Here is a 22,032-nt window from a genome sequence, read left to right on the forward strand (position 1 = left end):
CTTATTTTTCGGGCAAGGCCGCCAGTTGCGTGACGGCGAGGCTGATGCCCTGAAAATCCATAGCCGGCAGGGCGTTCAGCTCGGCCAGAAGCTGATCGACTGCTTCCAGCCGGCTCCCTAGTCCGCCGAGCCAACGGTTAAGGTGAAGTGCGGCATTCCGGCCCGGCTTTTCGCTGGCCAGGCATGCGGTGGTGATGGCGTGCTGGGTTGTATAAAGTTCGATGACAAGGGTGTTGACCGCTTCGCGATGCAGGTGCGTATCCTGCGACAGCATCGATGCGCGGTCGCGCAGCCATGTAAAGCCAAACTTCTGGTCAATGCGATAATAAACTTCGGCGACAATCGCAATCGGCAGCTTCAGGCGGTCCGAAAGCTCGACGATATCGGGCGCGACCGTAAGAAGGGGCATATAGGCAATATGCCTCGCAAGTTCCTTTGGCACATTCTGTTCAACCAGCCGTGCCATAAATACGTTGTGAACTTCATACACAAGTTCGCGCGGCATCATGGTTGTAATCCATTTCTTCAGTTCGCGCGCGCCCTTGCGGTAATGCGGGATCAGTTTGTGCAGAGCCATCTTTCCGGGGTAACGGCGCAGGAACCATGGCATGCAATAGCTAATGACCTTATGAACGTGGATCATCATGTTGGCCTGCGCTTCTGCCGGCACCTTGTTGTCGAGAGCTTCGATCTTTTCCCATATTTCGCGTAATTCGAATGTATCGCGAGTCAGCAAATAGGCCATGGATATATCCGCCGGCTCGCGGCCCGTCTTGTTCATGACCTTAAAGACCGTGTGCATGCCGGCGCGGTTAATAAAACTGTTGGTGGCCACGGTAGCGATAATTTCACGTCGCAACTGATGGTGCATGATGGCGTCGCGGTAACGTTTTTGCATCGGTACCGGGAAATAGGTTACGAGATCGCTTTCAAGGAAAGGATCTTCGGGAAGGGCCGAAGGCAGAAGCTGGCGATAAAGCCATATCTTGGCGTATGACAGCAGCACGGCAAGTTCGGGCCGCGTGAAGCCCTTGTGCGCCTGCATTCTGGCGGATATTTCTTCGTCATCCGGCAATTGTTCGACCGTGCGGTCAAGCATGCCGGTTTTTTCCATGTAGCGCATCATGTGCGCAAGCTGCCCCGTCATTTCCACGCCGCGGCTTTGTGCCAGCGTGATCGCCTGCGTTTGCAGATAGTTATCGCGCAGCACGAGCCGGGCCACTTCGTCCGTCATGGATTTGAGGAAGTTGTTGCGTTGCTTGAAAGAAAGCTTGCCCATACTTACGGGCTTGCTGAGCGCGATCTTGATATTAACTTCGTGATCCGATGTATCAACGCCGGCCGAATTATCGATTGCATCGGTGTTGATCCGCCCTTCATTCAAGCCGAATTCGATGCGGCCATATTGCGTGATCGCGAGGTTGGCGCCTTCGGCGATAACCTTTGCGCGCACATCGCGTCCATCGATACGGATCGCTTCGTTCACGCGGTCGCCCACATGGTCGTTGGATTCATGGCTGGCTTTGATATATGTGCCGATTCCGCCGAAATACAGTAGATCGACCCGCATCTTCAAAATCGCCTGCATCAGCTCACCCGGTGTGACGACATCCTGCTGGATGTCGAAAGCGGCTTTGATTTCAGGTGTGACCTTGATGTTCTTTTCGCTGCGGGCGAACACCCCGCCGCCTTTCGAGATCAGCTTGGCGTTGTAATCCGCCCAGCTGCTACCCGGCTTGTTGAACAGACGCTTGCGCTCTTCGAAGCTGGTTTCATGGTCCGGGTTCGGGTCGCAGAATATATGGCGATGGTCGAAGGCACCGACAAGGCGCGTAAATTTGGAAAGCAGCATGCCGTTGCCGAAAACGTCGCCCGACATATCGCCCACGCCCGCGCAGGTAAAGGGCTGTTTTTGGATATCGGTGCCGATTTCGCGGAAGTGCCGCTTGACGGCTTCCCATGCGCCTCGCGCGGTGATGCCCATTTTCTTGTGATCGTAACCGACCGACCCGCCCGAGGCGAAGGCATCGTCAAGCCAGAAACCGTATTCTGCCGCCACGCCGTTGGCGATATCGGAGAAAGTTGCCGTGCCCTTGTCGGCCGCGACCACGAGGTAGGGATCATCTCCGTCATGGCAGACAACGTTCCTGGGAGGAACGATTTTACCCTTCACCTGGTTATCGGTGATGTCCAGCATGCTGCGAATGAACATTTTATAGCATTCGATTCCGTGTTCACGGGCTTTCTCGGCCCGCGGATGACGTACGACGAAGCTGCCCTTGGCGCCAAGCGGGACGATGACGCTGTTCTTCACCACTTGCGCCTTCATCAGGCCCAGTGTTTCGTTGCGGAAATCTTCGCGTTCCGACCAGCGCAGGCCGCCGCGCGCAACCTTGCCGCGCCGCAGATGGATGGCTTCGACTTCGCGCCCGTGAACGAAAATTTCGATCAGCGGACGCGGAAGCGGCATGTTGTCGATCATCATACTATCGAACTTGATCGCGAGGCATGGCTTGGGGTTGCCCGCATCGTCTGTCTGGAAATAGTTTGTGCGCAACGAGGCGCGCACGAGATTGAACATGCGCCGGATGATGCGGTCTTCGTCAAGAATGGGAATGCCGCCGAGCAGTGCGTTCGCCTCCGTCTCGATCCTTTCCATGATCTTGGCCGCATTCTTTTGCTGTCCGGGGTTGTGGCGGGCTTCGAACATATCGACGATCAACCTTGCGCACAGAGTGTGCTTGCGCAGCGTTCTGCTGATGGCCGGAAGGCTGTGCGGGGTTCTGATCTGCTGCAGGTAGTGGGCGAGCGTGCGTATCAGCGTTACCTGCAGCCAGTTGAAACCGGCCAGCAGGACAAGGCGGTTAAACCCATCGTCATCCGCCTGGTTCTTCCATACCTTGGTGAACGCCTCTTCGAACAGGTTTTTGGTAACCTGCAGATCTATCGGGCGGTCGTTCTCGGCCGTGGCCGCGAAATCATGTACCCATACAGGGTTGTCGTGATGCGCAGGCGTGATCACATAAGGCCCGCCTTCGTTCTTCACCAGCAGACCCATATTTTCAATGATCGGCACGGCATCCGAAAGCGCGATAGGGCCCTTGGAGCTGAAAAGCTTCAGGAACAGCACATTTTCCGGCGCGCCCGCGCGGCGAGACAGGCTGGCGCTGAAGGTGCGCTCCTGATCCAGATGTTCAAGCTCGGCAATATCGTGCAGCGCAATTTCCGGCGGCGTAGCGTCGCAATAATCGCGCGGGAAGGCCTTGCCGTAGCGTTGATGCAGCGCGATGCCGCGCGATTCGCCAAAAATGTTGATAAGCGCATCGCGCAGACGGTCCGTCCATGCGTGGCAAATTCTTTGCAGTTCGGCTTCAATTTCCTCGCCGGTGGTTTGCCCGACAGAGCCCGGCATGGTGGAAATGATGACAAAGACGCGCGCCAGTTTGCTGTCATCGAGCCGGGTATTATAGGTATAGACCTTGCCGTTGTAGGCTTTTTCCAGCGTGGCCGTGATTTTCTCCCTGAGCGTGGTGTCGTAACGGTCGCGCGGCACATAGACAAGGCATGTCACAAAACGTTCAAACGGATCGTGGCGCGCGAACAGGGCTGCGCGCTGCCGTTCCTGCAGATGAAGGATGCCCAGTGCGTTCCGTTCCAGTTCCTTTTCGCTGATCTGGAACAGTTCGTCGCGGGGGTAGGTGTTTAGCGTGTGGATCAGCGCCTTGCCATCGTGGCTGTTCATGGCGAAGCCGCTGTTTTGCATGACGTTCGCGATTTTCCTGCGGAGCACCGGTATTTCGCGCGGCGTACGCGTGAGCGAGGTTGAGGTAAAGAGGCCGACAAACAGCCGTTCACCAACGATTTTTCCGTCCTTGTTGTAGCGGGGCACGAAAATAGCGTCCATGGGGACTGTGCGGTGTACGGTGGAACGCCGGTTGGTCTTCAGGACCAGAAGCAGGCGCTGTTTGCGCATGAACTGGTGCACGCCGGGTGAAAGTTTCGCGCCCGCGGCAAGCCTGTCAAATGCAAGCACTTTGTCATTGCGCAAAACGCCAAGGCCGCTGCCGGATATAATATCGTAGCGCGGGTGTTCGCCGCGGCGAACCTTGATTTCACGGTAACCAAGGAAGGTGTAATTGTTTTCCGTCAGCCAATGCAGGAAGGCGCGGGTTTCATGTATGTCGTCGGACGGGTAGTCGCTTTCGGGAACGGCAGACAGTTCAACAATTGCATCCGATATTTTGCCAAGCATCTTTTGCCAGCCCTGCACCACGGCGCGCACATCTGACAGCACGTTTTCAATATCCTTGGCCAACTGCGCGGCCAGCTTCTTGTCACATTTGTCAAAGCGGATATGCATGCAGGATTCGATCCGCGCAGAGGGGTCGAGTTCCTCCGTATTCAATATACGGTCAAGCTTGCCTTCGCCGTCTCTGATAATCTGCAACAACGGGTGGACAACCATATGCACGGTAAGGCCATGGCGATTCAGCTCGCCTGTAATCGAATCCACGAGGAAGGGCATGTCGTCATTACTGACTTCAAGCACCATGTGGCGGCTGGTCCAGCCATGTTGCTTTTCATTCGGCGCGTATATCCGCAGTTTGGGTTTGTTTGGCTTGCGGGTCTGAATAAACTGATGGAGGCTGCCCGCGATCGTGGCGCGCGTTTCCGGTGAAAGGCTGGCGATATCTTCGGGCGCGGCTTTGGCAAACAAAAGCTTCGCAAAATTCGCATCCTGCTTTGCCGGCTGATTGGGTTGTTTGTTTTTTGCCGCTTTGGCTCGTGCAGGCTGCTTGGTGGCGCGTGCCATTTATATAGCTCCGGTATGCCGTTTCTGTTGTTTTTGCAGCCTCTCGTGGCGGGAGGGATTTCTGCAAACAGTGAACGCACTATAGGTTCGCCGATACAACTGTCTAGAACCTAGCTTCGCAGCCGCGAAAGGAAAAGAGAAAAACGACTGTTTTTGTAATATTATTATAATAAACTAATTTTATTATAATAATATTGCTGTATAGGCGGTTTTGTGAAGACGGCTTCTGCGACTATCCCAATGTGCACGGAGTTTCTGATCGCAACACAAGACGGGGCAGCCGTATTTTACGGGCACCGATTCACTTCGCGACTTGTGGGGGGTCTATATTGGAGCGGGCGAAGGGATTCGAACCCTCGGCCCCAACCTTGGCAAGGTTGTGCTCTACCCCTGAGCTACGCCCGCATCCGATAAGGCCGGTAAACTGCCCATATGCGGCCTGTTCGTCAAGTATTTTCCGTGACGGAATCCCTTGTATTGGGCCGGGTAAAGCCTATATAACTCAATGAGATGCAGGCCCCACCGGGGCCGTAGTAGTCTAGGGATGGTACAGAGGCGGCGCTGCCGGAAGGGCGTGCCCGAAGGAAATGCATGGCTTTGTTGAACCTGAACCCGCAGGGCGCGCCCGCGCCCGGCCCCGCGACTGACGGCGAGGCGCTTATCAAGGATAGCGGCCTCGCGACCTTTGCGGCTGACGTTCTTGAAACATCTATGAAGGTGCCCGTGATCGTCGATTTCTGGGCGCCGTGGTGCGGCCCGTGCAAACAGCTCGGCCCCTTGCTGGAAAAGACCGTGCGCGCGCTGAAGGGCGCGGTGCGGATGGTCAAGGTCGATATCGACCAGAACCCGGAAATCGCCCAGCAGATGCAAATCCAGTCCGTGCCCGCAGTGTTCGCATTCTATCAGGGCCGCCCGGTGGACGGTTTCATGGGCGCGCTGCCGGAAAGCCAGATCAAGCAGTGGTTCGAAAGGCTGTTGCAAGCGACGGGCGCGGCGGCCGGCGACGGCAACCCGCTGGCCGCGATTGAAGAAGCCATGAAACAGGCTGCCGAATTCCTGACGGAAGGCGACCCGGCTACGGCGCAGGCGATTTATGCCGATGTCCTGGAGCGCGACCCGGCGCACGCCGCCGCCTATGCGGGCGTGGTGCGTTGTTATCTGGCCGCGGGCGATGCCGCCAAGGCGAAACAGATGCTTGCCGCCGCGCCCGAAGCAATGGCGAAGGACAAGGCTTTCGATTCCGTTCGCGCCGCGCTGGAAGTTGCGGAGCTGGCGGCCGGGGCCGGGCCGCTCGGCGAATTGCAGGAAAAAGTGAAGGCTGATCCGAAAAACCATCAGGACCGCTTCGATCTCGCGGCCGCTTTGCTGGCAGCAGGCCAGCGCGAAGCGGCGGTCGATAGCCTGCTCGAGCTTATCAGGCTTGATCGCAAATGGAACGACGAAGCCGCGCGCAAACAGCTTGTGAAGCTGTTCGATGCTTTCGGCCCCACCGACCCGCTGACGGTTTCAGCGCGCCGCCGCCTTTCATCGATACTTTTCTCATGACCGGAACAGCTGAAATCGAAACCGAGAACGAAGAACAGGCTGCGGCGCCCGCCACGGCGCTGCCCGATATTGTGCCGATCTTCCCGCTACCCGGCGCCGTGCTTTTGCCGCGCGGACGCTTGCCGTTGAACATATTCGAGCCGCGCTATCTGGCGATGATCGAAGATGCGATGGGGCAGGGGCGTATGATCGGCATGATCCAGCCCACGGGCAGCGAAGCAACGCAGGCGGTGCCTTCTGTCTATCAAATCGGCTGCGCCGGGCGGATTATATCCTTTTCGGAAACGGAAGACGGGCGGTTCCTTATTTCGCTGCTCGGCGTTTGCCGTTTTGCTGTGAACGAAGAAATGGCGCTGCATCGCGGCTACCGCCGCATCAGGCCCGACTGGACCCCCTATCAAGACGACCTTCTGGGCGAAGAGCAGGACGGGATCGACCGCGCGCGTCTGTTCACGGCGCTGCGCGAATATTTCAAGATACAGGGCGTGGTGCCGAACTGGGAGGCGATCCAGCAAACCAGCGACGAGAACCTTATCATCTCCCTCACCATGATTTGCCCGTTCGAGCCGAGCGAGAAGCAGGCCTTGCTTGAGGTTCGCACGCTGGGCGAGCGCGCCAAGCTGCTTTTGACGTTGCTGGAAATGGCTTCGCTCAACAAACGCGATATCGAAAGCGCCCGCCACTGACGACAGGCGCAGGAGGCATTGATGACCGAGAACACATCCCCCCGTACGGTCGATCCCAAGCTGCTTGAAGTTCTTGTGTGCCCGCTGACCAAAGCGACGCTGCGCTACGATGCCGCGCGGCAGGAACTTATCAGCGAAAAGGCCGGTCTTGCCTTCCCGATCCGCGACGGCGTTCCGATCATGCTGATCGACGAAGCGCGCCGGATCGAAGACCGGAAGGAATAAGATGTCCGCCGCCCTGGATTTGCAGGATAAGGATCTGCTGCGCACCGAAGCGTTTATCGGCGGCGCGTGGGTTGCAGCCGACAAGGGCAAAAGCTTTGCAGTTTTGAGCCCCGCGAACGGCAGCGAACTGGTCGGAGTGGCCGATTGCGGCGTGGCGGAAACCAGGCGCGCGATCGAAGCAGCCGACGGCGCCGGGCCCGCATGGGCAGCACTGACCGGCAAGGAGCGCGGGCAAGTCTTGCGCCGTTGGTTCGATTTGATCACGCAGCATCAGGAAGATCTTGCGCGCATCATGACGGCCGAGCAAGGCAAGCCGCTGGCCGAAGCGCGGGGCGAGATCGCCTATGGCGCCGGGTTCGTCGAATGGGCGGCCGAGGAAGCGAAGCGGGTTTATGGCGATGTTGTCCCGCCCTTCCGCAAGGGTGCGCGCACGCTTGTGTTGAAGCAACCGCTTGGCGTCGTGGCCGCCATAACGCCGTGGAATTTTCCTTCCGCCATGATTACGCGCAAATGCGCACCTGCGCTGGCGACCGGGTGCACGCTTGTTATCAAGCCGGCGGAGCAAACGCCGCTTTCGGCGCTTGCGCTTGCCGTGCTGGCCGAACGGGCGGGATTGCCGCCGGGCGCGCTGAATATCGTGACCGCGCATGACCCCGCTCCGGTGGGCGCGGAGCTGACCGGCAATCCGCGCGTGCGCAAGGTTTCGTTCACGGGTTCGACCGAAGTTGGAAAACTTCTGATGCGGCAGGCGGCGGACGGCGTGAAGAAAATGTCGCTGGAGCTTGGCGGCAATGCGCCCTTTATCGTTTTCGACGACGCCGATTTGCCGCGCGCGGTCGAAGGCGTTCTGGCATCGAAATTCCGCAATGCGGGCCAGACTTGCGTATGTGCCAACCGCATTTATGTGCAGGCAGGCATATATGATGCGTTTGCAGCCGCGCTTGGCAAGGCCATGCAGGCGCTCAAGACCGGCCCGGGCGACGTGCCGGATGTGCATATCGGCCCGCTGATCGACGATGCGGCCATCCGCAAGGTCGAAACGCTGGTCGAGGATGCGAAGAAGCAGGGCGGCAAGGTAACGGCGGGCGGCGCGCGGCATGCGCTGGGCGGCTTGTTCTATGAACCGACCCTGATCGAAGGCGCACACGGCGCCATGCGGCTCGCGCACGAGGAAATTTTCGGCCCCGTGGCCGCGCTGTTCCGCTTTGGGGACGAAGCGGAGGTGATCGCGCTGGCGAACGATACGGAATACGGCCTCGCGGCCTATTTCTACACGCGCGATCTCGGCCGCGCCTTCCGCGTGGCCGAGGCGCTAGAAGCCGGCATCGTGGCAGTGAACGAAGGTGTTTTTTCGACCGAAACCGCGCCGTTCGGCGGCGTCAAGCAATCGGGTTTCGGGCGCGAAGGTTCGCATTACGGCACCGACGAATTCGTGAATGTGAAATACGTGCTGATGGGCGGAATAGACGGCGAGCCCGCTTAGCTGAAACGATCGGCGCGGAAGGGCGCCGGATCGCAGAATGGTTTTTCGCGGCACATCATCTCCGCCAGCAGCCGCCCGGAAACCGGGCCAAGCGTAAGGCCAAAATGGCCATGCCCGAAATTGAACCATAGCCCCTTGTGGCGGTGCGAAGGCCCGATGACGGGCAGGGAATCGGGCAGGCACGGGCGGTTGCCGTGCCACGGCGTCTGTTCGAGTGGTTCGCCCAAGGGGAACAGTTCGCGTGCGCGCGGCAAAACATGGCCCAGTTGCCGCGGCGTTGACGGCGCGTCGATGTTCGTGAACTCGGCGCCGGTGGTAATGCGCAGGCCTTGCTCCATCGGGCATATGAGGTAGCCGACCGAGGAATCGACGATGGTATTTGTCAATGTCGCGCCGTTTTGCGCGGCATAATGCATGTGATACCCGCGCTTGAAGCCGAGCGGGAAGCGATGGCCAAGCGGCGCGAGCATTTCACCCGCCCAGGGGCCGGCACAAACAGCAACCGCACGGGCGCGGATGTTGCCGCTCTCGGTCTTGACCGACCATGTATCGTCGCCCGGCGCGGCATGGAGCGGCGGCGATGCGAGCGCCGTGACTTCCGCGCGGACGAAAGTGCCGCCTTCGCGTGTGAAATAGTTTCCGTAGCCTTCGGTCAGTTTTCCCGGGTTGGTGACGCAACGGTTGCCCGGCCAGCGCACGGCTTTGTGGAACACGGGCTTGATGTGCGGTTCAATCTCCCGGAAGGAGGCGGGATCGAAGATGTCATACGGCACGCCCAGGCTTTCCGCGCCTTCGCGTTCATCCATATTGCGCTCGAAGCCTTCCGCAGTCCGGTAAAGCCTTACATAGTTGCCGTCAGACAAATATTGAACGGCGCCGGATTTTTGCATAAGGGCGTGATGTTCCTCGAATGCCCGCGCGATCAGGCTGCGTAGCAGGACACCGTGGAGCTTCCGTCTTTTGGGCGAGGATTGTATGTAAAAATCGAACAGCCATCCAAGATTGGCGGGCAGGCTTGGCAAATGCACGCGAATAGCCGTGCTGCGATCAAGCAGGGTATCGGCTATCTGCCGCAGGTTCGGGAAAGCGTAAGGCAGGGCGTAGGAATAGCTGATGACGCCGGAATTTCCGTATGATGTTTCGCGGCCCGGCGCGCTCCGGTCGATCAGAATAACCCGTTTGCCGCGTATCAGAAGATGCAGCGCGGTCGAAACGCCGACGATGCCGGCGCCGATGACGGCTGCATCATATGTGTCTTGGTTTTCCGTCAAGATCTGTCCGCGTCATTAAACCCGGCGGCGGCGGCGAAGGCTTTGCCGCGCTCGGTAAAATCCTTGAAAAGGCCATAGCTCGGCGCGGCGGGGGAAAGCAGAACCACGCCGCCCGCGGGCGTACCCGCCTTTGCCGCCACGATAACATCCTGCATGCCGGCGGCGGCGCTGACATTGCCGTGACCGCGCGTTTGCAGTTCCTGCATGATGCGTTTGCCGCTGGCGCCAAGGCAGATGACGGCATGGATTTTATGTTCGACGATATAATCGGCCAGCGGCGCGTAATCGATCCCCCGGTCGTGGCCGCCCGCAATCAGGGTAACGGGCTTGCCCCGGTAAACTTCCATTGCCGCGATGGCTGATTGCGGCGTGGTGGAGATGCTGTCATCCACGAACAGGATACCGCCGCGCTCACCCAGCTCGTGCTGACGGTGGGGAAGGCCGGTGAAATCATCCATTGCTGCAAGCGCCACGCGCGGATCGTGACCGAGCCGGCGGATCACCGTAAGCACGACACATATATTCACCATGTTATGCGCCCGCGCCAGATGGGCGTTTTGCACGGTGCCGAGAACGGTTTCGCCATCCTGCACCGTTGTGCCGTTTGCATGGATGCCATCCTGCGTTCCCGTAAGCGTGACGCCGGTGGCATCGAGCGCAAGCCCGGCCTGCGCGATGGCCTTGGCGGTTTCGTTGTTGATGACGGCGGCAGCCGCATGCGCGAACAGGTTGAGCTTGTCGCGGTAATAGGTTTCCAGCGTTTTGTGCCAATCGAGATGCTCGGGGTAAAGCGATGTCAGAACGGCGATATCACACTGGCCATCGAAATCGGCCGCTTGATAGCTCGACATCTCGATCACGGTACAGGTGGCATCGTCGCCGCCCACTTGCGTGACGGGCGTGCCGATATTGCCCGCCAGCGCCGTTTTCACGCCAAGCCGGTTCAGCGTATGCGCCAGCAGCGCGGCGGTTGTGCTTTTGCCCTTGGTGCCGGTGATGCACACGGTTTTGGTGCCGTGCGGCTCGGCGAACCAGAGATTGAGCAGCGATGTTATGACAACGCCCTTTTGCTTTAAATTCTCGATCGCCGGGTGGTAGAGGCTGACGCCCGGGGATTTGACGATAACCTCCACCCCTTCAAGTGCAGCCTTGATCTGCGACGGTTTGCGCGCGACTTCGTAGCCGCCTTCGATTTTATCCTTGCCTTCGGCTTCATCGATGAAGGTCAGCGGATGGCCGGGCAGAGCCTTGCGGATAAACTGCGCCGCCGCCGCGCCTTCGCGCCCGGTGCCCCAGATCACGGTTTTCCGGTTTTTCAGATCAATCACTTTCATGCAGCATCCGCAAGAAACGGTCGGGCACCCGGTGGCCGGGCCGCAGGGCGAACAGGGAATCGTACAGTACGCCGAAATCCTTGGGCCGGGCCTGCAATTGTGCGCCCAGCTCTCGCACAATATGATCGGTCTGCCACGGCGCCATGGCGAATAGCTTTTCCATCGCCAGCGCGCTTTCCTCGATCTCGCCCACGCATTCGAACGGCTTGTGCGCGACAAGGCCGCACAGCTCGGCGAAGCCTTGTGTCTGGGCCGGATCATCCAGCATATCCTTGCCGAAAATGCCGGTCAGTTTCTGTTTTTCCATGAAGGGCGCGAGCGCGAGGAAAACGAAACGGCATTTGGGGCAATCGCAACACCAGTTTTGCCCGCGCTTTTGCGCATCCTGCCTGAAAGCGGTGTTGCAGCTGCGGAAAACATCGTGATACTTCGTCAGCGCCGCGAAACGCCGCGCGATCGCAATTTCGCCAAGCGGTCGCAGCAGCGAAAAATAGCCGACGTCCGGCGTAATATGGGTGGCGGCGTAGGCGGCGAAGCCTTCTTCGAACGCCAGCGACTTGCTGTACTGGTGGTTTATCTCCTGCCCGTTATAGACCACGTTCGGCGTGCTGGCGGAATGTTCGTTGGCCATCACGACGGCGCTTAACCCGCTGCGGATCGCGGTCGCGAAGGCGATGACGCTCAGGATCGCGGTAATCGGGACATGGCCGTTCAACGCGCCTTCCTTGTTCAACGTTATCAGTGCCGGGGATATCGCGCGCGTGGCCGTGAGGGCCGGAAGCGCCGCGGTTTCGATTGTGGCTTTGATGGGCGCGGCGATGCCGCCGGGCGCCGAAAGCGCGAACAGCGTGACGGCTTCCCCCGCACCGCGCAGGCATTCGAGCGCGACGATAGAATCCTTGCCCCCGCCGACGGGCACGAGCAGACCCCCGCCGGGCGCAAGCCGCACCGGCGCGGGTGGCGCGGCGGCGTCATCGACCGCGAACTTCAGCCTGCCGCGCAGATCGAGTTTGTTGACGTATGAAAATTCCCCAAGCCCGTTGCGATACACGGTTTCGATAAAATCCGCTGTCGCGCGATCAAGCGGGAAAGCGTTGCATTTAAGATGCGTGGGCGCATAGGCCTTGTAATAGCTGACGCCTGCGAGCAGGAACAAAACCCGCGCGGTGCTGTCAAACGCCGCATGGCTTTCGGCCAAAAGATCGCGGCCGGGGGGCGGGAAAACGATGGTTTCTTCGAATGCCGGGCCGTCTTCGAACGCGTAATGGAGCCGCAAGGTGTTGCTGGCGCGGTCGAACGCGTAGCGGTCGAAGATAAAGGTTTTGTCGGGCGCCGGAACGGCGTGCGCGGCTGTGCTTTGCTGCATGGGGCGCGAGTGTAGCCGATTTATGCGGCTGCACAAACTATCCGGCTTATAGCGCGGTTGCGGGAATTAGCCCGCCTGCGCGGTGCGGAAATCGTAGATTTCTTCTTCTTCGTCAAGCAGGTCCTTGACGGCTTCGGTCGTAGCGGCTTGCTTGCCGGCGGCCTTCTTTTCGCCCTTGCCGGCGGCGCGCAGCGCTTCGGCCATTTGCGAGATGGCGCCGGTCACGATCCCGAACAGCATGGTGGCATCGTCGATATCCACCGCCGCATCGATGTGCACGAGCGGGTTGCGGTAGCGATCCTTGATCTGGACCAGCAATTGCACCACGCGCGCATCCGGCGCGTTTTTGCCTTCGGGGGTTTCTTCGGCCAGCGAAGCGAGTTTGCGCAGATAGGTGGCGAGGTTGCGTTCCGCCTTGCTCGGCAGTGCGGCGGAGAACATATCGAAGTATTTTTGAACCATCAGCTCGGTCGCGCGCAGCATATGCATGGTGGCGGCGGTGCCCATCCCGAAGCTCAGCGCCTTGCCGGATTCGTTCAGTTCGTGCTGCGCCGCCGGCGGCACCTGGGCCAGCAGCGTTTTGGGAATTGCGGCGCTTGCATTTTCGACCAGATCGCCGGTGGCGTAGATGCCGCGGCGTTCGGCCTGATAGGATGTCTGGCGTGCGAATTCGGCCGCGAGCGCTTGTTCGAACCGTTCGATATGGGTTTGCAGCAGCATCATTTCCTGCGGGTCGGCTGCGGTTTCGCTCGAAGGAAAGCGCAGCTGCTTGCTGCTTTGATCGATGAAGTATTTTTCGAACAGCGAGCTGATCGCGGTCAGCAGGCGCACGGCTTCGACGCGCGCGACGGTCAGCTCGACCGGCTCGCCCTTGATCAGGGCGTCAAGCAGCTTCTGTGCATCGGTCAGCGGAACGAAAAGATCGGCAACGTTACCCTGGGCGCGACCGTTGAACAGGCCGTGCAGCTTGGCACCGAGATCGTAAAACCTGAATTGGTTCAGTTGCTGCATGTCAAAACGGCCTAAAAACTTTCTGTGGCGCCGGCGTGCGCTATGCAAGCGGCGCGGAAATTACTTTGGCTTAATTTTGCGGCTTATTTTTGCCGTACCGGCCAAGCAGCCAAATGCACTTTAGCCCTTTTGCGCCACGTTTGACGCGGCCCTCGTTATAGTGATCTTGGCCTTGATATACAACGCGATTCATCAGTTTCATCACGATTTTGTCATTTTTTTGCTTAACCATGGAGGCGCAATATTCGTGCGCGTTCTGTTAACCATGAAACAGTATGAAACTGCTTGCAATTGTATCGAACGGCATAAGATGTACTGCATGTGCCATCGGCAAGCGTGAAATTTTTATCCACAAGCAAGTATGCAGGCGACGTAAAATTTTGTGCCGAATCGCTAGCCTGTTAACTTGTTGGCACAAACAAACCCCGCCGATTCGGCCAACGGAGATTCCCATGAAACTTGAAATCACAATGCCCAAAGCGGCCCTGTTCGGGGCAGTCGCGGCTGCGCTTGCCGCCTTTGCCTTCATCGCAACGCTTGGCGCCGCGCCGGCCGAAGCGCAGCGCACCGGCCCCTATCAGATCATGCATCACAGCAACACGACCGCGAACGCCGGCGTTTTCCGGCTTGATACCGTGAGCGGCGAGGTGAGCTATTGTTATGTGACCGGTGAAGCTTTGAACGCGCAATCGAAGCTCGTTTGCACGCAAGCTTCACGGTAAGCGCCATGGTTTTCGGTTTTCTCGATCGCGCCGCGCGCGCCACGCCACTTACCTTGCTTACGGAAAAACAATTCACGCCGTGGCACAGGAAGCAACCTGCGCGCGTGAAAAACTGGCTTAAGGCGCAAGGCTTCAAACCCGAAGCGGGCAGGCATATTGCGTTGCCCGGCGCGGGAGGCCGGATCGAACGCGTGATCGTGCTTACGGGGCCGCAGCCCGGCGGCTGGGATATCGCGGACTTGCCGAGCAAGCTTCCGGAAGGCGCTTACCGTATCGAAGGCGCGCTCGATGCGCCCGCCGCCACGCTGCTTGCCACCGGCTGGGCGCTCGGGAGTTATCGCTATGGCCGCTACAAGAAGGCCGGAAGCAAAATGGCGCAGCTGGTGTGGCCCAAAACGGCTTCGCGCGACGCGGTGCAACGTATCGCCGGTGCGATTTATCGCGGCCGCGACCTGATCACGACGCCCGCGGAAGATTTGGGCCCGGCCGAACTGGCGGCCGAGGTGCGGGCTGTCGCCGCACACTATGGTGCAAAATGCGCCGTCATCGCCGGCGAACAGCTTTTGCAAAAAAATTACCCGATGGTCCATGCCGTGGGCCGCGCGAGCAGCCGCGCGCCGCGCCTGATCGATTTGCGCTGGGGCAAGCCCGGTGACCCGTTGGTCGCGCTTGTCGGCAAGGGGGTCGTGTTCGATACCGGCGGGCTGGATATCAAGCCATCGTCCGGCATGATCATGATGAAGAAGGATATGGGCGGCGCCGCCTGCGCGCTCGGGGTGGCCGAGATGGTGATGGACGCCGGACTGCCGGTGCGGCTCAGGCTCTTGATCCCGGCGGTGGAAAACGCGATTGCGGGCAACGCCTTTCGGCCTTCCGACGTGCTGTCTTCGCGCAAGGGGCTGAAGGTGGAGGTTGGCAACACCGACGCCGAAGGGCGGCTGGTGCTGGCTGACGCGATGACCGAGGCTGATAGCGAAAAACCTGCGCTGATGATCGATTTTGCCACGCTGACGGGTGCGGCGCGCGTGGCGCTTGGCGCGGATTTGCCCGCGCTGTTCAGCAATGATGACGGTTTGGCGGAAGATTTGCTTGCCGCGGGCCGCGAGGTGGCCGATCCGCTGTGGCGGCTGCCGCTTTGGCACCCCTATGGCCGGGAGCTGGACAGCAAGATCGCCGATATCAACAGCGCACCCGGCGGCGGCTATGGCGGGGCGATTACCGCTGCGCTGTTCCTTGAACGCTTTGTCGGCGCGAAGACGCCTTGGGCGCATATCGATCTGATGGCGTGGAACCGTGCGGGCAAGCCCGGCCGCCCGGAAGGCGGCGAGCCCATGACAGCGCGCGCGGTTTACCGCATGCTGGAAAAGAAGTTCGGGAAGAAAAAAGCGGCTTAGGCGATTTTGCCGCCGGCCTGTTTTTGTGCCGGGGCGGGGGTGATCGCTTCACCCTGATCAGCGAGCGCGGCGTAATCGCCGGTCGTACGACCGAGCCTGTCTTCGCCTTCCATATAATTGCCCCCTGCGGCAACGAAGGCGATGACGGCATCGGCGCCCTGTGCCGTGGCAATCATGGCGATATCGGTGCCGTTGTTATCGGTCGCTACGGTGAGTCTGCCGTTCGCCTGCGTGAAGGCGCGGATAGCGCGGGCGCCGTTCGCGGCGGCGTACATCGCCGCCGACATGCCGGAAGCATCCGCCTGATGATCGAAGCGCGCGCCGACTTCGGCGAAAGCGCGGATCGCGTCGGAACCCTTGCTGGCGGCAACCATGCCCGCCGTGCGGCCATCAAAATCGGGCACATCCGTGAAGCGGCCACCGGCCAGCGCAAAAGCGAGGATGGATTCGGCGCCGCTTTCGGCGGCGTACATCGCTGCGGTGCGGCCCTGTTCGTCGGTCTGTTCGTTGAAGCGGCCACCGGCGGCGGCGTATTGGTTGATGGCGCGCGCCCCGTGCCAGCAGGCGATCATCGCGGCCGTCATGCCGCTACCGTTCGCGAGAGTCTGGTCAGCGCCGTCAGTGATGGCGGGCGCGATAATCGTCATATCCGCCACGCGCAGGCCGCGCAGGAGAGATTCATTTGCCGCTTGGGTGTCATTTTTTTGCATCTGTGTTCCTTGAATCAAAATCGTAATGTCCGAGTCTAAGCGATTCAAATTATGAGTGTTTTATAGCACGCGATTCCGGACGGTGAAAGCATCATCGAATCAAATTATTTTCTCTGAACAATCAACACCTTGCGAATCAATCGAAGGAGGGCCAGAGTACGGACACGTTTTCGATTCCTCTTTCCTCCGCTCAAACCCGACAGGTGATTATCGTGGCAATCAATCTTCAATCTCTCGAACTGTGGCGGCATGCCCTTACGGCCAGCGTCCGCGCCGACTCCCCCGATCTTTCCGCGCGCCAGATGGCGTTGCTGCTCAATGTGTATCTGACCGAAGGTCCGCACACCGTGCGCGGCCTTGCGGCCGACCTGAAGGTTTCCAAGCCGGCGATCAGCCGCGCGCTCGACCGTTTGGGCGAGCTTGGCTATGTGCGCCGCAAGCGCGACGAGCTGGACCGCCGCAATGTGCTGGTGCAACGCACCGTCGCGGGTTCGGTGTTCCTTGTGGAATTCGCCAACCTCGTGAACGCTGCGCAGGCGCATCTGGCCACGCTGCCGGATCTGCCGGTCATGATCGCGCCGGACGTGGAAGAGGGCGAAGAGGATGCAGCCACCGGCCGTCCTGCCGCCGGAACGCCGCAGCAGCCCGGTTGGGTTGACGCCGCCGAATAACGCCTGAGGCAAAGAGTAATCGACAGGGCCCCCGCGCAAGCCGGGGCCCTGTTTATTTATGACGTTTTTTTTAACGCGGGGGGATGCTAGAACGGCAGCCATGGCAGAAAAGCTCGATCTCCGCGTCAACGCCTACCGGCCCGATCTGGCGGCCGTGAGCCTGCGCAGCCGCTACCAAGCCGGGCGCTATGTGAAGCCGCAGATTTACCGCTGCACGGCGGGCAGGCTGCCGGTTTATGCCGCGCGCGACCTTTCGGGCCGGATGATCAGCGAATTGCGCTACGGCGAATTCGCCGACGTTTACGAAACCACGGACGGTGTTACCTGGTTGCAGAACCGGACGGACCAGTATGTCGGCTATGCTTCGGCTGAAGGGCTTTCAGAGCTGGTTGCAAACCCTTCCCATCAAATCAATGTGTTGCGGACTTTTCTTTATAGCGAAGCTGATATCAAATCCCCCCCGCTGGACGGGTTGATGCTTGGCTCCATGGTCGATGTGGTCGAACAGGCGGGGCAAGGTGGCGATGCCATGGCCCGGCTCGGCCCCGGCGGCTGGGTGTGCATGAAGCATCTGGCTGCCATCGGTCCGCTCGAGGCCGATTATGTGACAACCGCCGGGCGGCTTCTGGGCGCGCCCTATCTTTGGGGCGGGCGCAGCCCGCTTGGTGTCGATTGCTCGGGGCTCGTTCAATTCGCGCTCAACCTTGCAGACCTGGAATGCCCGCGCGACAGCGATATGCAGGAAGCCGCCTTCGGCCGGCCGCTGGAGGGCGATTGGCAGGCGCATGATTACCGCCGCGGTGATATCGTGTTCTTCAAGGGGCATGTGGGCATCATGACGACCGCAAGCCACATCATCCATGCCAACGCCCATCATATGCAGGTAGCGGTGGAGCCGCTCGCCGAGCTTGTGGCGCGCGGCGTAGCGGTCACGAGCGTCGGGCGGCCCTAAGCCTAGTGCAGCGTCTCGAGGTTGAAGGCGGCTGCGATCAGCGCGCGCGTATAATCGGCTTCGGGCGCGCCGAAAATCCGCTCCGCCGTGCCTTGTTCAACAACCTTGCCATCTTTCATTACGATCACGTGGTGCGAAAGCGCCTTCACGACCCGCAGATCGTGGCTGATGAACATATAGGCGAGGTTATGCCTTGCTTGCAGATCGCGCAGCAGTTCGACGATCTGCGCCTGCACCGACATATCGAGCGCGCTTGTGGGTTCATCGAGCACGATGAATTTGGGCTTGAGGACAAGGGCGCGGGCGATGGCGATACGCTGGCGCTGGCCGCCGGAAAATTCGTGCGGGTAGCGGTGCCGCGCTTCGGCTTCGAGCCCCACTTCCTGCAAGGCGTCGGTAATGCGTTGTGTGCGCCCGGCTTCATCGGGGCACAGGCCATGGATATCGAGCCCTTCGGCCACGATATCGCCCACCGCCATGCGGGGGCTAAGGCTGCCATACGGGTCCTGGAACACGACCTGCATATCGCGGCGCAGCGGGCGCAGCTGCTTGCGGGTTAGCGCTTGCACCGGCCTGTTGCCAAGGAAGACGATGTCGCCCTTGCTGGGCAGCAGCCGCAGCATGGCGAGGCCGAGCGTGGTTTTGCCGCTGCCGCTTTCGCCCACAATGCCCACGGTTTCCCCCGCCCGCACGGTAAGCGAAATGCCGTCAACCGCGCGCACATAATCGGCCACGCGGCGCAGCACGCCTTTTTTGATCGGGAAATATACCTTTATATCCTGCGCACGCATGATTTCGGGCGCGTCTTCGCGCACCGGGCTGACATGCCCTTTGGGTTCGGCCGCGAGCAATTCTTGCGTATAGGCGTGGCCGGGGGCTGCGAAAACCTGCTGTGCCGGGCCTTGTTCCACGATTTTTCCGTGCTGCATGACACAGACCTTGTCGGCCATTTTGCGGACGATACCGAGATCGTGCGTGATCAGCAGCATCGCCATGCCGAATTTCGCCTGCAACTCCTTCAGCAATTTCAGAATCTGCGCCTGTATGGTGACATCAAGCGCGGTCGTGGGTTCGTCCGCGATCAGCAGGTCGGGTTCGTTGGCCAGCGCCATGGCGATCATCACGCGCTGGCGCTGCCCGCCTGAAAGTTCGTGCGGGAAGGCGCCGAGCCGCTTTTCGGCGGCGGGGATGCCGACAAGACGCAGCAATTCAAGCGTGCGCGCCCGCGCCGCTTCGCCCTGCAAGCCCTTATGGATCAGCAAAATCTCGCCGATCTGTTTTTCCACCGTGTGCAGCGGGTTGAGCGAGGTCATGGGTTCCTGAAACACCATGGCGATGCGGTTGCCGCGTATGGCGCGCAGCGCATCTTCCCCGGCGCCGCACAATTCCTGCCCGTTGAACAAAATATTGCCGCAAGGGTGCGTGGCAGCGGGGTAGGGCAGAAGCTGCATCACCGAAAGCGCGGTGACCGATTTGCCCGAACCGCTTTCACCAACAAGCGCCAGCGTTTCGCCCCGGCCGATAGTAAAAGACGCGCTTTCGACCGCGCGCACTTCGTTTTTGCCCGCGTTGAAGGTAACGGAAAGGTTTTCGACCGCCAGCAGGGTCATTTTCCGCCCCCTTTCCATAGCTTGCGCGGATCGAACGCATCGCGCACCGCTTCGCCCACGAAGATCAGAAGCGTCAGCATGGTTGCCAGCACCATGAAGGCGGTGATACCGAGCCACGGCGCTTGCAGGTTATTTTTGCCCTGATTGAGCAGCTCGCCCAGCGAGGCGGAGCCGGGAGGCAACCCGAACCCGAGAAAATCGAGCGCGGTAAGCGTGGTGATCGAGCCGTTGAGGATGAAAGGGATGAAGGTCAGCGTCGCCACCATGGCGTTGGGCAAAACATGCTTGAACATAATGGTGGCATCGCCCGCGCCAAGCGCCTTCGCGGCGCGCACATAATCGAAATTGCGGCCGCGCAGGAATTCGGCGCGCACGACGCCCACGAGGCTCATCCACGAAAACAGCAGCATGAGCAGCAGCAGCCACCAGAAATTCGGTTGCACCAGCGAAGCGAGGATGATCAGCAGGTACAGCACCGGCATGCCGGACCATATTTCGATCACGCGCTGGAAGATCAGATCGGTCTTGCCGCCGAAATAACCCTGCACCGCGCCCGCAATCACGCCGATCACCGATGAAAGGATGGTCAGCGTCAGCCCGAACAGGACGGAGATGCGAAAGCCATAGATCACGCGCGCCAGCACGTCGCGGCCCTGATCATCGGTCCCGAGCCAGTTTTCGCCGGAAGGCGGGGCCGGGGCGGGCACCTGCAAGCCGTAGTTGATGGTGTTGTAGGAATAGGGAATGAGTGGCATCACCATCCAGCCCTTGGCGGCAATCAGGTTTGCCACATAGGGGTCGCGGTAATTCGCCTCGGTTTCAAACTCGCCGCCGAAAACGGTTTCCGGATAAGCGGTGAAGACAGGGAAATAGAGCTGCCCTTCGTAGCGGACCAGCAGCGGCTTGTCGTTGGCAATGAATTCGGCGCCCAGCGTGACGAAGAACAGCAGGAGGAAAAGCCAAAGCGACCAGAAACCGCGCTTGTTGGCGCGGAAGTTCACGAGCCGCCGCCGGTTGAGGGGAGAAAGCTTCATGTTTGCCGCGCCTCGAAATCGATGCGCGGATCGACAAGGGTATAAACGATATCGCCGATCAGGTTCATGATCAGCCCGAGAAAGGTGAAGAAATACAGTGTGCCGAACATCACGGGGTAATCGCGGTTGATCGCCGCTTCGAAGCTCAGCAGCCCAAGCCCGTCAAGCGAGAAAATCACCTCGATCAGCAACGCGCCGGTAAACAGGATGGCGATGAAGGCGCCGGGAAAGCCCGCGATCACGATCAGCATGGCGTTGCGGAACACATGGCCGTACAGCACGCGCTTCTCGCTCAGCCCCTTGGCGCGGGCGGTCACCACATATTGCTTGTTGATTTCATCGAGAAACGAATTTTTGGTCAGCATCGTCAGGCTGGCGAAGCCGCCAATCACCATGGCGGCGACGGGCAGCGCGATATGCCAGAAATAATCGATAATCTTGCCCGGCGTGGAAAGCTGATCCCAGTTATCGGAAAACAGCCCGCGCAGCGGGAACCAATCAAGATAACGCCCGCCGGCGAACAGCACGATCAGAAGCACTGCGAACAGGAAGCCCGGTATCGCGTAACCGACGATAACGGCTGCGCTGGTCCATACATCGAACGGCGAGCCATCCTTCACCGCCTTGCGGATACCGAGCGGTATGGAAATGAGATAGACGATCAGCGTGGTCCAGAGACCGAGCGAGATCGAAACCGGCATCTTCGCGAGCACGAGATCGACCACCTGTTCGTCGCGGAAGTATGATTTGCCGAAATCGAAACGCAGATAATTCCCCATCATCAGCAAAAAGCGTTCATGCACCGGCTTGTCGAATCCGAACTGGATCTCAAGCTCCCGGATCAGCTCGGGGTCCACGCCTTGCGCGCCGGGGTAGCGGCCTGCGCCTTCGCTGCTCATTTGCTGTTGCTGGTTCATGGCGCGCGCCGCCTGATCGCCGCCCGCGCCGCTAAAGCGTGCGGTGGCATCAACCGCGCTGCCCTGCAATTTGGCGATCACCTGCTCCACCGGGCCGCCGGGTGCCGCTTGCACGATGATGAAGTTCAGCACCATGATGCCCAGAAGTGTAGGCACGATCAGCATCAGGCGGCGGAGGATATAGGCGATCATGGAAGGACGGTAGCAGGGGAAACATGAAAAACACAGACGAAAAAAATTTATAAAGGCCGGTGCCGGCAAGGGCAAGTTACCGTCGGGGGGATTATA

16 protein-coding genes and 1 tRNA gene are annotated in these 22,032 nt (G+C 59.9%); 8 read left to right on the forward strand and 9 right to left on the reverse strand.

All coding sequences use genetic code 11. From position 1 onward, the window contains the following. Position 1: 1 nt before the first annotated feature. Positions 2–4,813 (reverse strand): NAD-glutamate dehydrogenase, encoded by a 4,812-nt coding sequence (locus GC131_08345; protein ID MBI1274075.1) that lies wholly within the window; start codon positions 4,811–4,813, stop codon positions 2–4. Positions 4,814–5,143: 330 nt separating this feature from the next. Then, a tRNA-Gly gene (locus GC131_08350) sits at positions 5,144–5,218 on the reverse strand. A gap of 186 nt (positions 5,219–5,404) precedes the next feature. Between GC131_08350 and trxA the strand changes: the two genes are divergently transcribed. The 4 genes from trxA to GC131_08370 are packed head-to-tail and all read left to right on the forward strand — an operon-like array spanning position 5,405 to position 8,752. Next, positions 5,405–6,358, forward strand: a complete 954-nt coding sequence (trxA, locus tag GC131_08355) for a thioredoxin (protein ID MBI1274076.1) — start codon at positions 5,405–5,407, stop codon at positions 6,356–6,358. Beyond that, positions 6,355–7,044, forward strand: coding sequence for a peptidase S16 (locus GC131_08360; GenBank protein MBI1274077.1), 690 nt, complete (start codon positions 6,355–6,357; stop codon positions 7,042–7,044). Before trxA ends, GC131_08360 begins: the two co-directional genes overlap by 4 nt. A 21-nt stretch (positions 7,045–7,065) precedes the next feature. Continuing rightward, positions 7,066–7,269, forward strand: coding sequence for a Trm112 family protein (locus GC131_08365; protein MBI1274078.1), 204 nt, complete (start codon positions 7,066–7,068; stop codon positions 7,267–7,269). 1 nt (position 7,270) lies between these two features. After that, on the forward strand, positions 7,271–8,752 hold the full coding sequence (locus tag GC131_08370) for a succinate-semialdehyde dehydrogenase (protein MBI1274079.1): 1,482 nt from the start codon (positions 7,271–7,273) through the stop codon (positions 8,750–8,752). Here the strand turns inward: GC131_08370 and GC131_08375 are convergent. From GC131_08375 to GC131_08385, 3 genes are all read right to left on the reverse strand, one after another. Further along, positions 8,749–10,026, reverse strand: a complete 1,278-nt coding sequence (locus GC131_08375) for an FAD-dependent oxidoreductase (GenBank protein MBI1274080.1) — start codon at positions 10,024–10,026, stop codon at positions 8,749–8,751. The two genes, GC131_08370 and GC131_08375, sit on opposite strands and share 4 nt — an antisense overlap. Then, positions 10,020–11,618 (reverse strand): UDP-N-acetylmuramoyl-L-alanine--D-glutamate ligase, encoded by a 1,599-nt coding sequence (locus GC131_08380; GenBank protein MBI1274081.1) that lies wholly within the window; start codon positions 11,616–11,618, stop codon positions 10,020–10,022. The genes GC131_08375 and GC131_08380 overlap by 7 nt, the downstream gene beginning before the upstream one ends. Positions 11,619–12,789: 1,171 nt before the next feature. Then, the gene (locus GC131_08385) at positions 12,790–13,734 is read right to left on the reverse strand and encodes a hypothetical protein (protein ID MBI1274082.1); all 945 of its coding nucleotides are present in this window, start codon (positions 13,732–13,734) and stop codon (positions 12,790–12,792) included. 452 nt (positions 13,735–14,186) lie between these two features. Between GC131_08385 and GC131_08390 the strand changes: the two genes are divergently transcribed. Together GC131_08390 and GC131_08395 are read left to right on the forward strand one after the other, a co-directional pair. Then, on the forward strand, positions 14,187–14,456 hold the full coding sequence (locus tag GC131_08390) for a hypothetical protein (protein ID MBI1274083.1): 270 nt from the start codon (positions 14,187–14,189) through the stop codon (positions 14,454–14,456). Between the two features lie 5 nt (positions 14,457–14,461). Next, positions 14,462–15,850: a leucyl aminopeptidase family protein gene (locus GC131_08395; GenBank protein MBI1274084.1), complete on the forward strand. Its 1,389-nt coding sequence runs from the start codon at positions 14,462–14,464 to the stop codon at positions 15,848–15,850. Here GC131_08395 and GC131_08400 read toward each other — a convergent pair. After that, positions 15,847–16,560: a hypothetical protein gene (locus GC131_08400; protein ID MBI1274085.1), complete on the reverse strand. Its 714-nt coding sequence runs from the start codon at positions 16,558–16,560 to the stop codon at positions 15,847–15,849. The genes GC131_08395 and GC131_08400 overlap by 4 nt on opposite strands. A 212-nt stretch (positions 16,561–16,772) precedes the next feature. Here GC131_08400 and GC131_08405 point away from each other — a divergent pair, with 212 nt between their 5' ends. Both GC131_08405 and GC131_08410 read left to right on the forward strand, forming a co-directional pair. Continuing rightward, positions 16,773–17,231, forward strand: a complete 459-nt coding sequence (locus tag GC131_08405; protein MBI1274086.1) for a MarR family transcriptional regulator — start codon at positions 16,773–16,775, stop codon at positions 17,229–17,231. A 58-nt stretch (positions 17,232–17,289) separates the two neighbouring features. Further along, a complete protein-coding gene (locus GC131_08410) occupies positions 17,290–18,183 on the forward strand; it encodes a peptidase P60 (protein MBI1274087.1) in 894 nt (297 codons plus the stop codon). A gap of 2 nt (positions 18,184–18,185) precedes the next feature. Here GC131_08410 and GC131_08415 read toward each other — a convergent pair whose 3' ends face one another. From GC131_08415 to yejB, 3 genes are read right to left on the reverse strand one after another with little or no spacing between them, the layout of a single operon-like run. Then, a complete protein-coding gene (locus tag GC131_08415; GenBank protein MBI1274088.1) occupies positions 18,186–19,811 on the reverse strand; it encodes a dipeptide ABC transporter ATP-binding protein in 1,626 nt (541 codons plus the stop codon). Beyond that, positions 19,790–20,827: an ABC transporter permease subunit gene (locus GC131_08420; protein MBI1274089.1), complete on the reverse strand. Its 1,038-nt coding sequence runs from the start codon at positions 20,825–20,827 to the stop codon at positions 19,790–19,792. Before GC131_08420 ends, GC131_08415 begins: the two co-directional genes overlap by 22 nt. Further along, on the reverse strand, positions 20,824–21,936 hold the full coding sequence (gene yejB, locus GC131_08425) for a microcin C ABC transporter permease YejB (GenBank protein ID MBI1274090.1): 1,113 nt from the start codon (positions 21,934–21,936) through the stop codon (positions 20,824–20,826). Before yejB ends, GC131_08420 begins: the two co-directional genes overlap by 4 nt. Between the last annotated feature and the right edge of the window lie 96 nt (positions 21,937–22,032).

Source organism: Alphaproteobacteria bacterium (genome assembly GCA_016124955.1).
GTDB lineage: Bacteria > Pseudomonadota > Alphaproteobacteria > UBA9219 > RFNS01 > RI-461.

Bases quoted from the DNA above. Each gene is read 5' to 3' on its own strand.
- GC131_08345 (MBI1274075.1), bottom strand. From the start codon at position 4,813: ATGGCACGCGCCACCAAGCAGCCTGCACGAGCCAAAGCGGCAAAAAAC.
- trxA (MBI1274076.1), top strand. From the start codon at position 5,405: ATGGCTTTGTTGAACCTGAACCCGCAGGGCGCGCCCGCGCCCGGCCCC.
- GC131_08360 (MBI1274077.1), top strand. From the start codon at position 6,355: ATGACCGGAACAGCTGAAATCGAAACCGAGAACGAAGAACAGGCTGCG.
- GC131_08365 (MBI1274078.1), top strand. From the start codon at position 7,066: ATGACCGAGAACACATCCCCCCGTACGGTCGATCCCAAGCTGCTTGAA.
- GC131_08370 (MBI1274079.1), top strand. From the start codon at position 7,271: ATGTCCGCCGCCCTGGATTTGCAGGATAAGGATCTGCTGCGCACCGAA.
- GC131_08380 (MBI1274081.1), bottom strand. From the start codon at position 11,618: ATGATCCGGCCCAGACACAAGGCTTCGCCGAGCTGTGCGGCCTTGTCG.
- GC131_08385 (MBI1274082.1), bottom strand. From the start codon at position 13,734: ATGCAGCAACTGAACCAATTCAGGTTTTACGATCTCGGTGCCAAGCTG.
- GC131_08390 (MBI1274083.1), top strand. From the start codon at position 14,187: ATGAAACTTGAAATCACAATGCCCAAAGCGGCCCTGTTCGGGGCAGTC.
- GC131_08395 (MBI1274084.1), top strand. From the start codon at position 14,462: ATGGTTTTCGGTTTTCTCGATCGCGCCGCGCGCGCCACGCCACTTACC.
- GC131_08400 (MBI1274085.1), bottom strand. From the start codon at position 16,560: ATGCAAAAAAATGACACCCAAGCGGCAAATGAATCTCTCCTGCGCGGC.
- GC131_08410 (MBI1274087.1), top strand. From the start codon at position 17,290: ATGACGTTTTTTTTAACGCGGGGGGATGCTAGAACGGCAGCCATGGCA.
- GC131_08415 (MBI1274088.1), bottom strand. From the start codon at position 19,811: ATGGAAAGGGGGCGGAAAATGACCCTGCTGGCGGTCGAAAACCTTTCC.
- GC131_08420 (MBI1274089.1), bottom strand. From the start codon at position 20,827: ATGAAGCTTTCTCCCCTCAACCGGCGGCGGCTCGTGAACTTCCGCGCC.
- yejB (MBI1274090.1), bottom strand. From the start codon at position 21,936: ATGATCGCCTATATCCTCCGCCGCCTGATGCTGATCGTGCCTACACTT.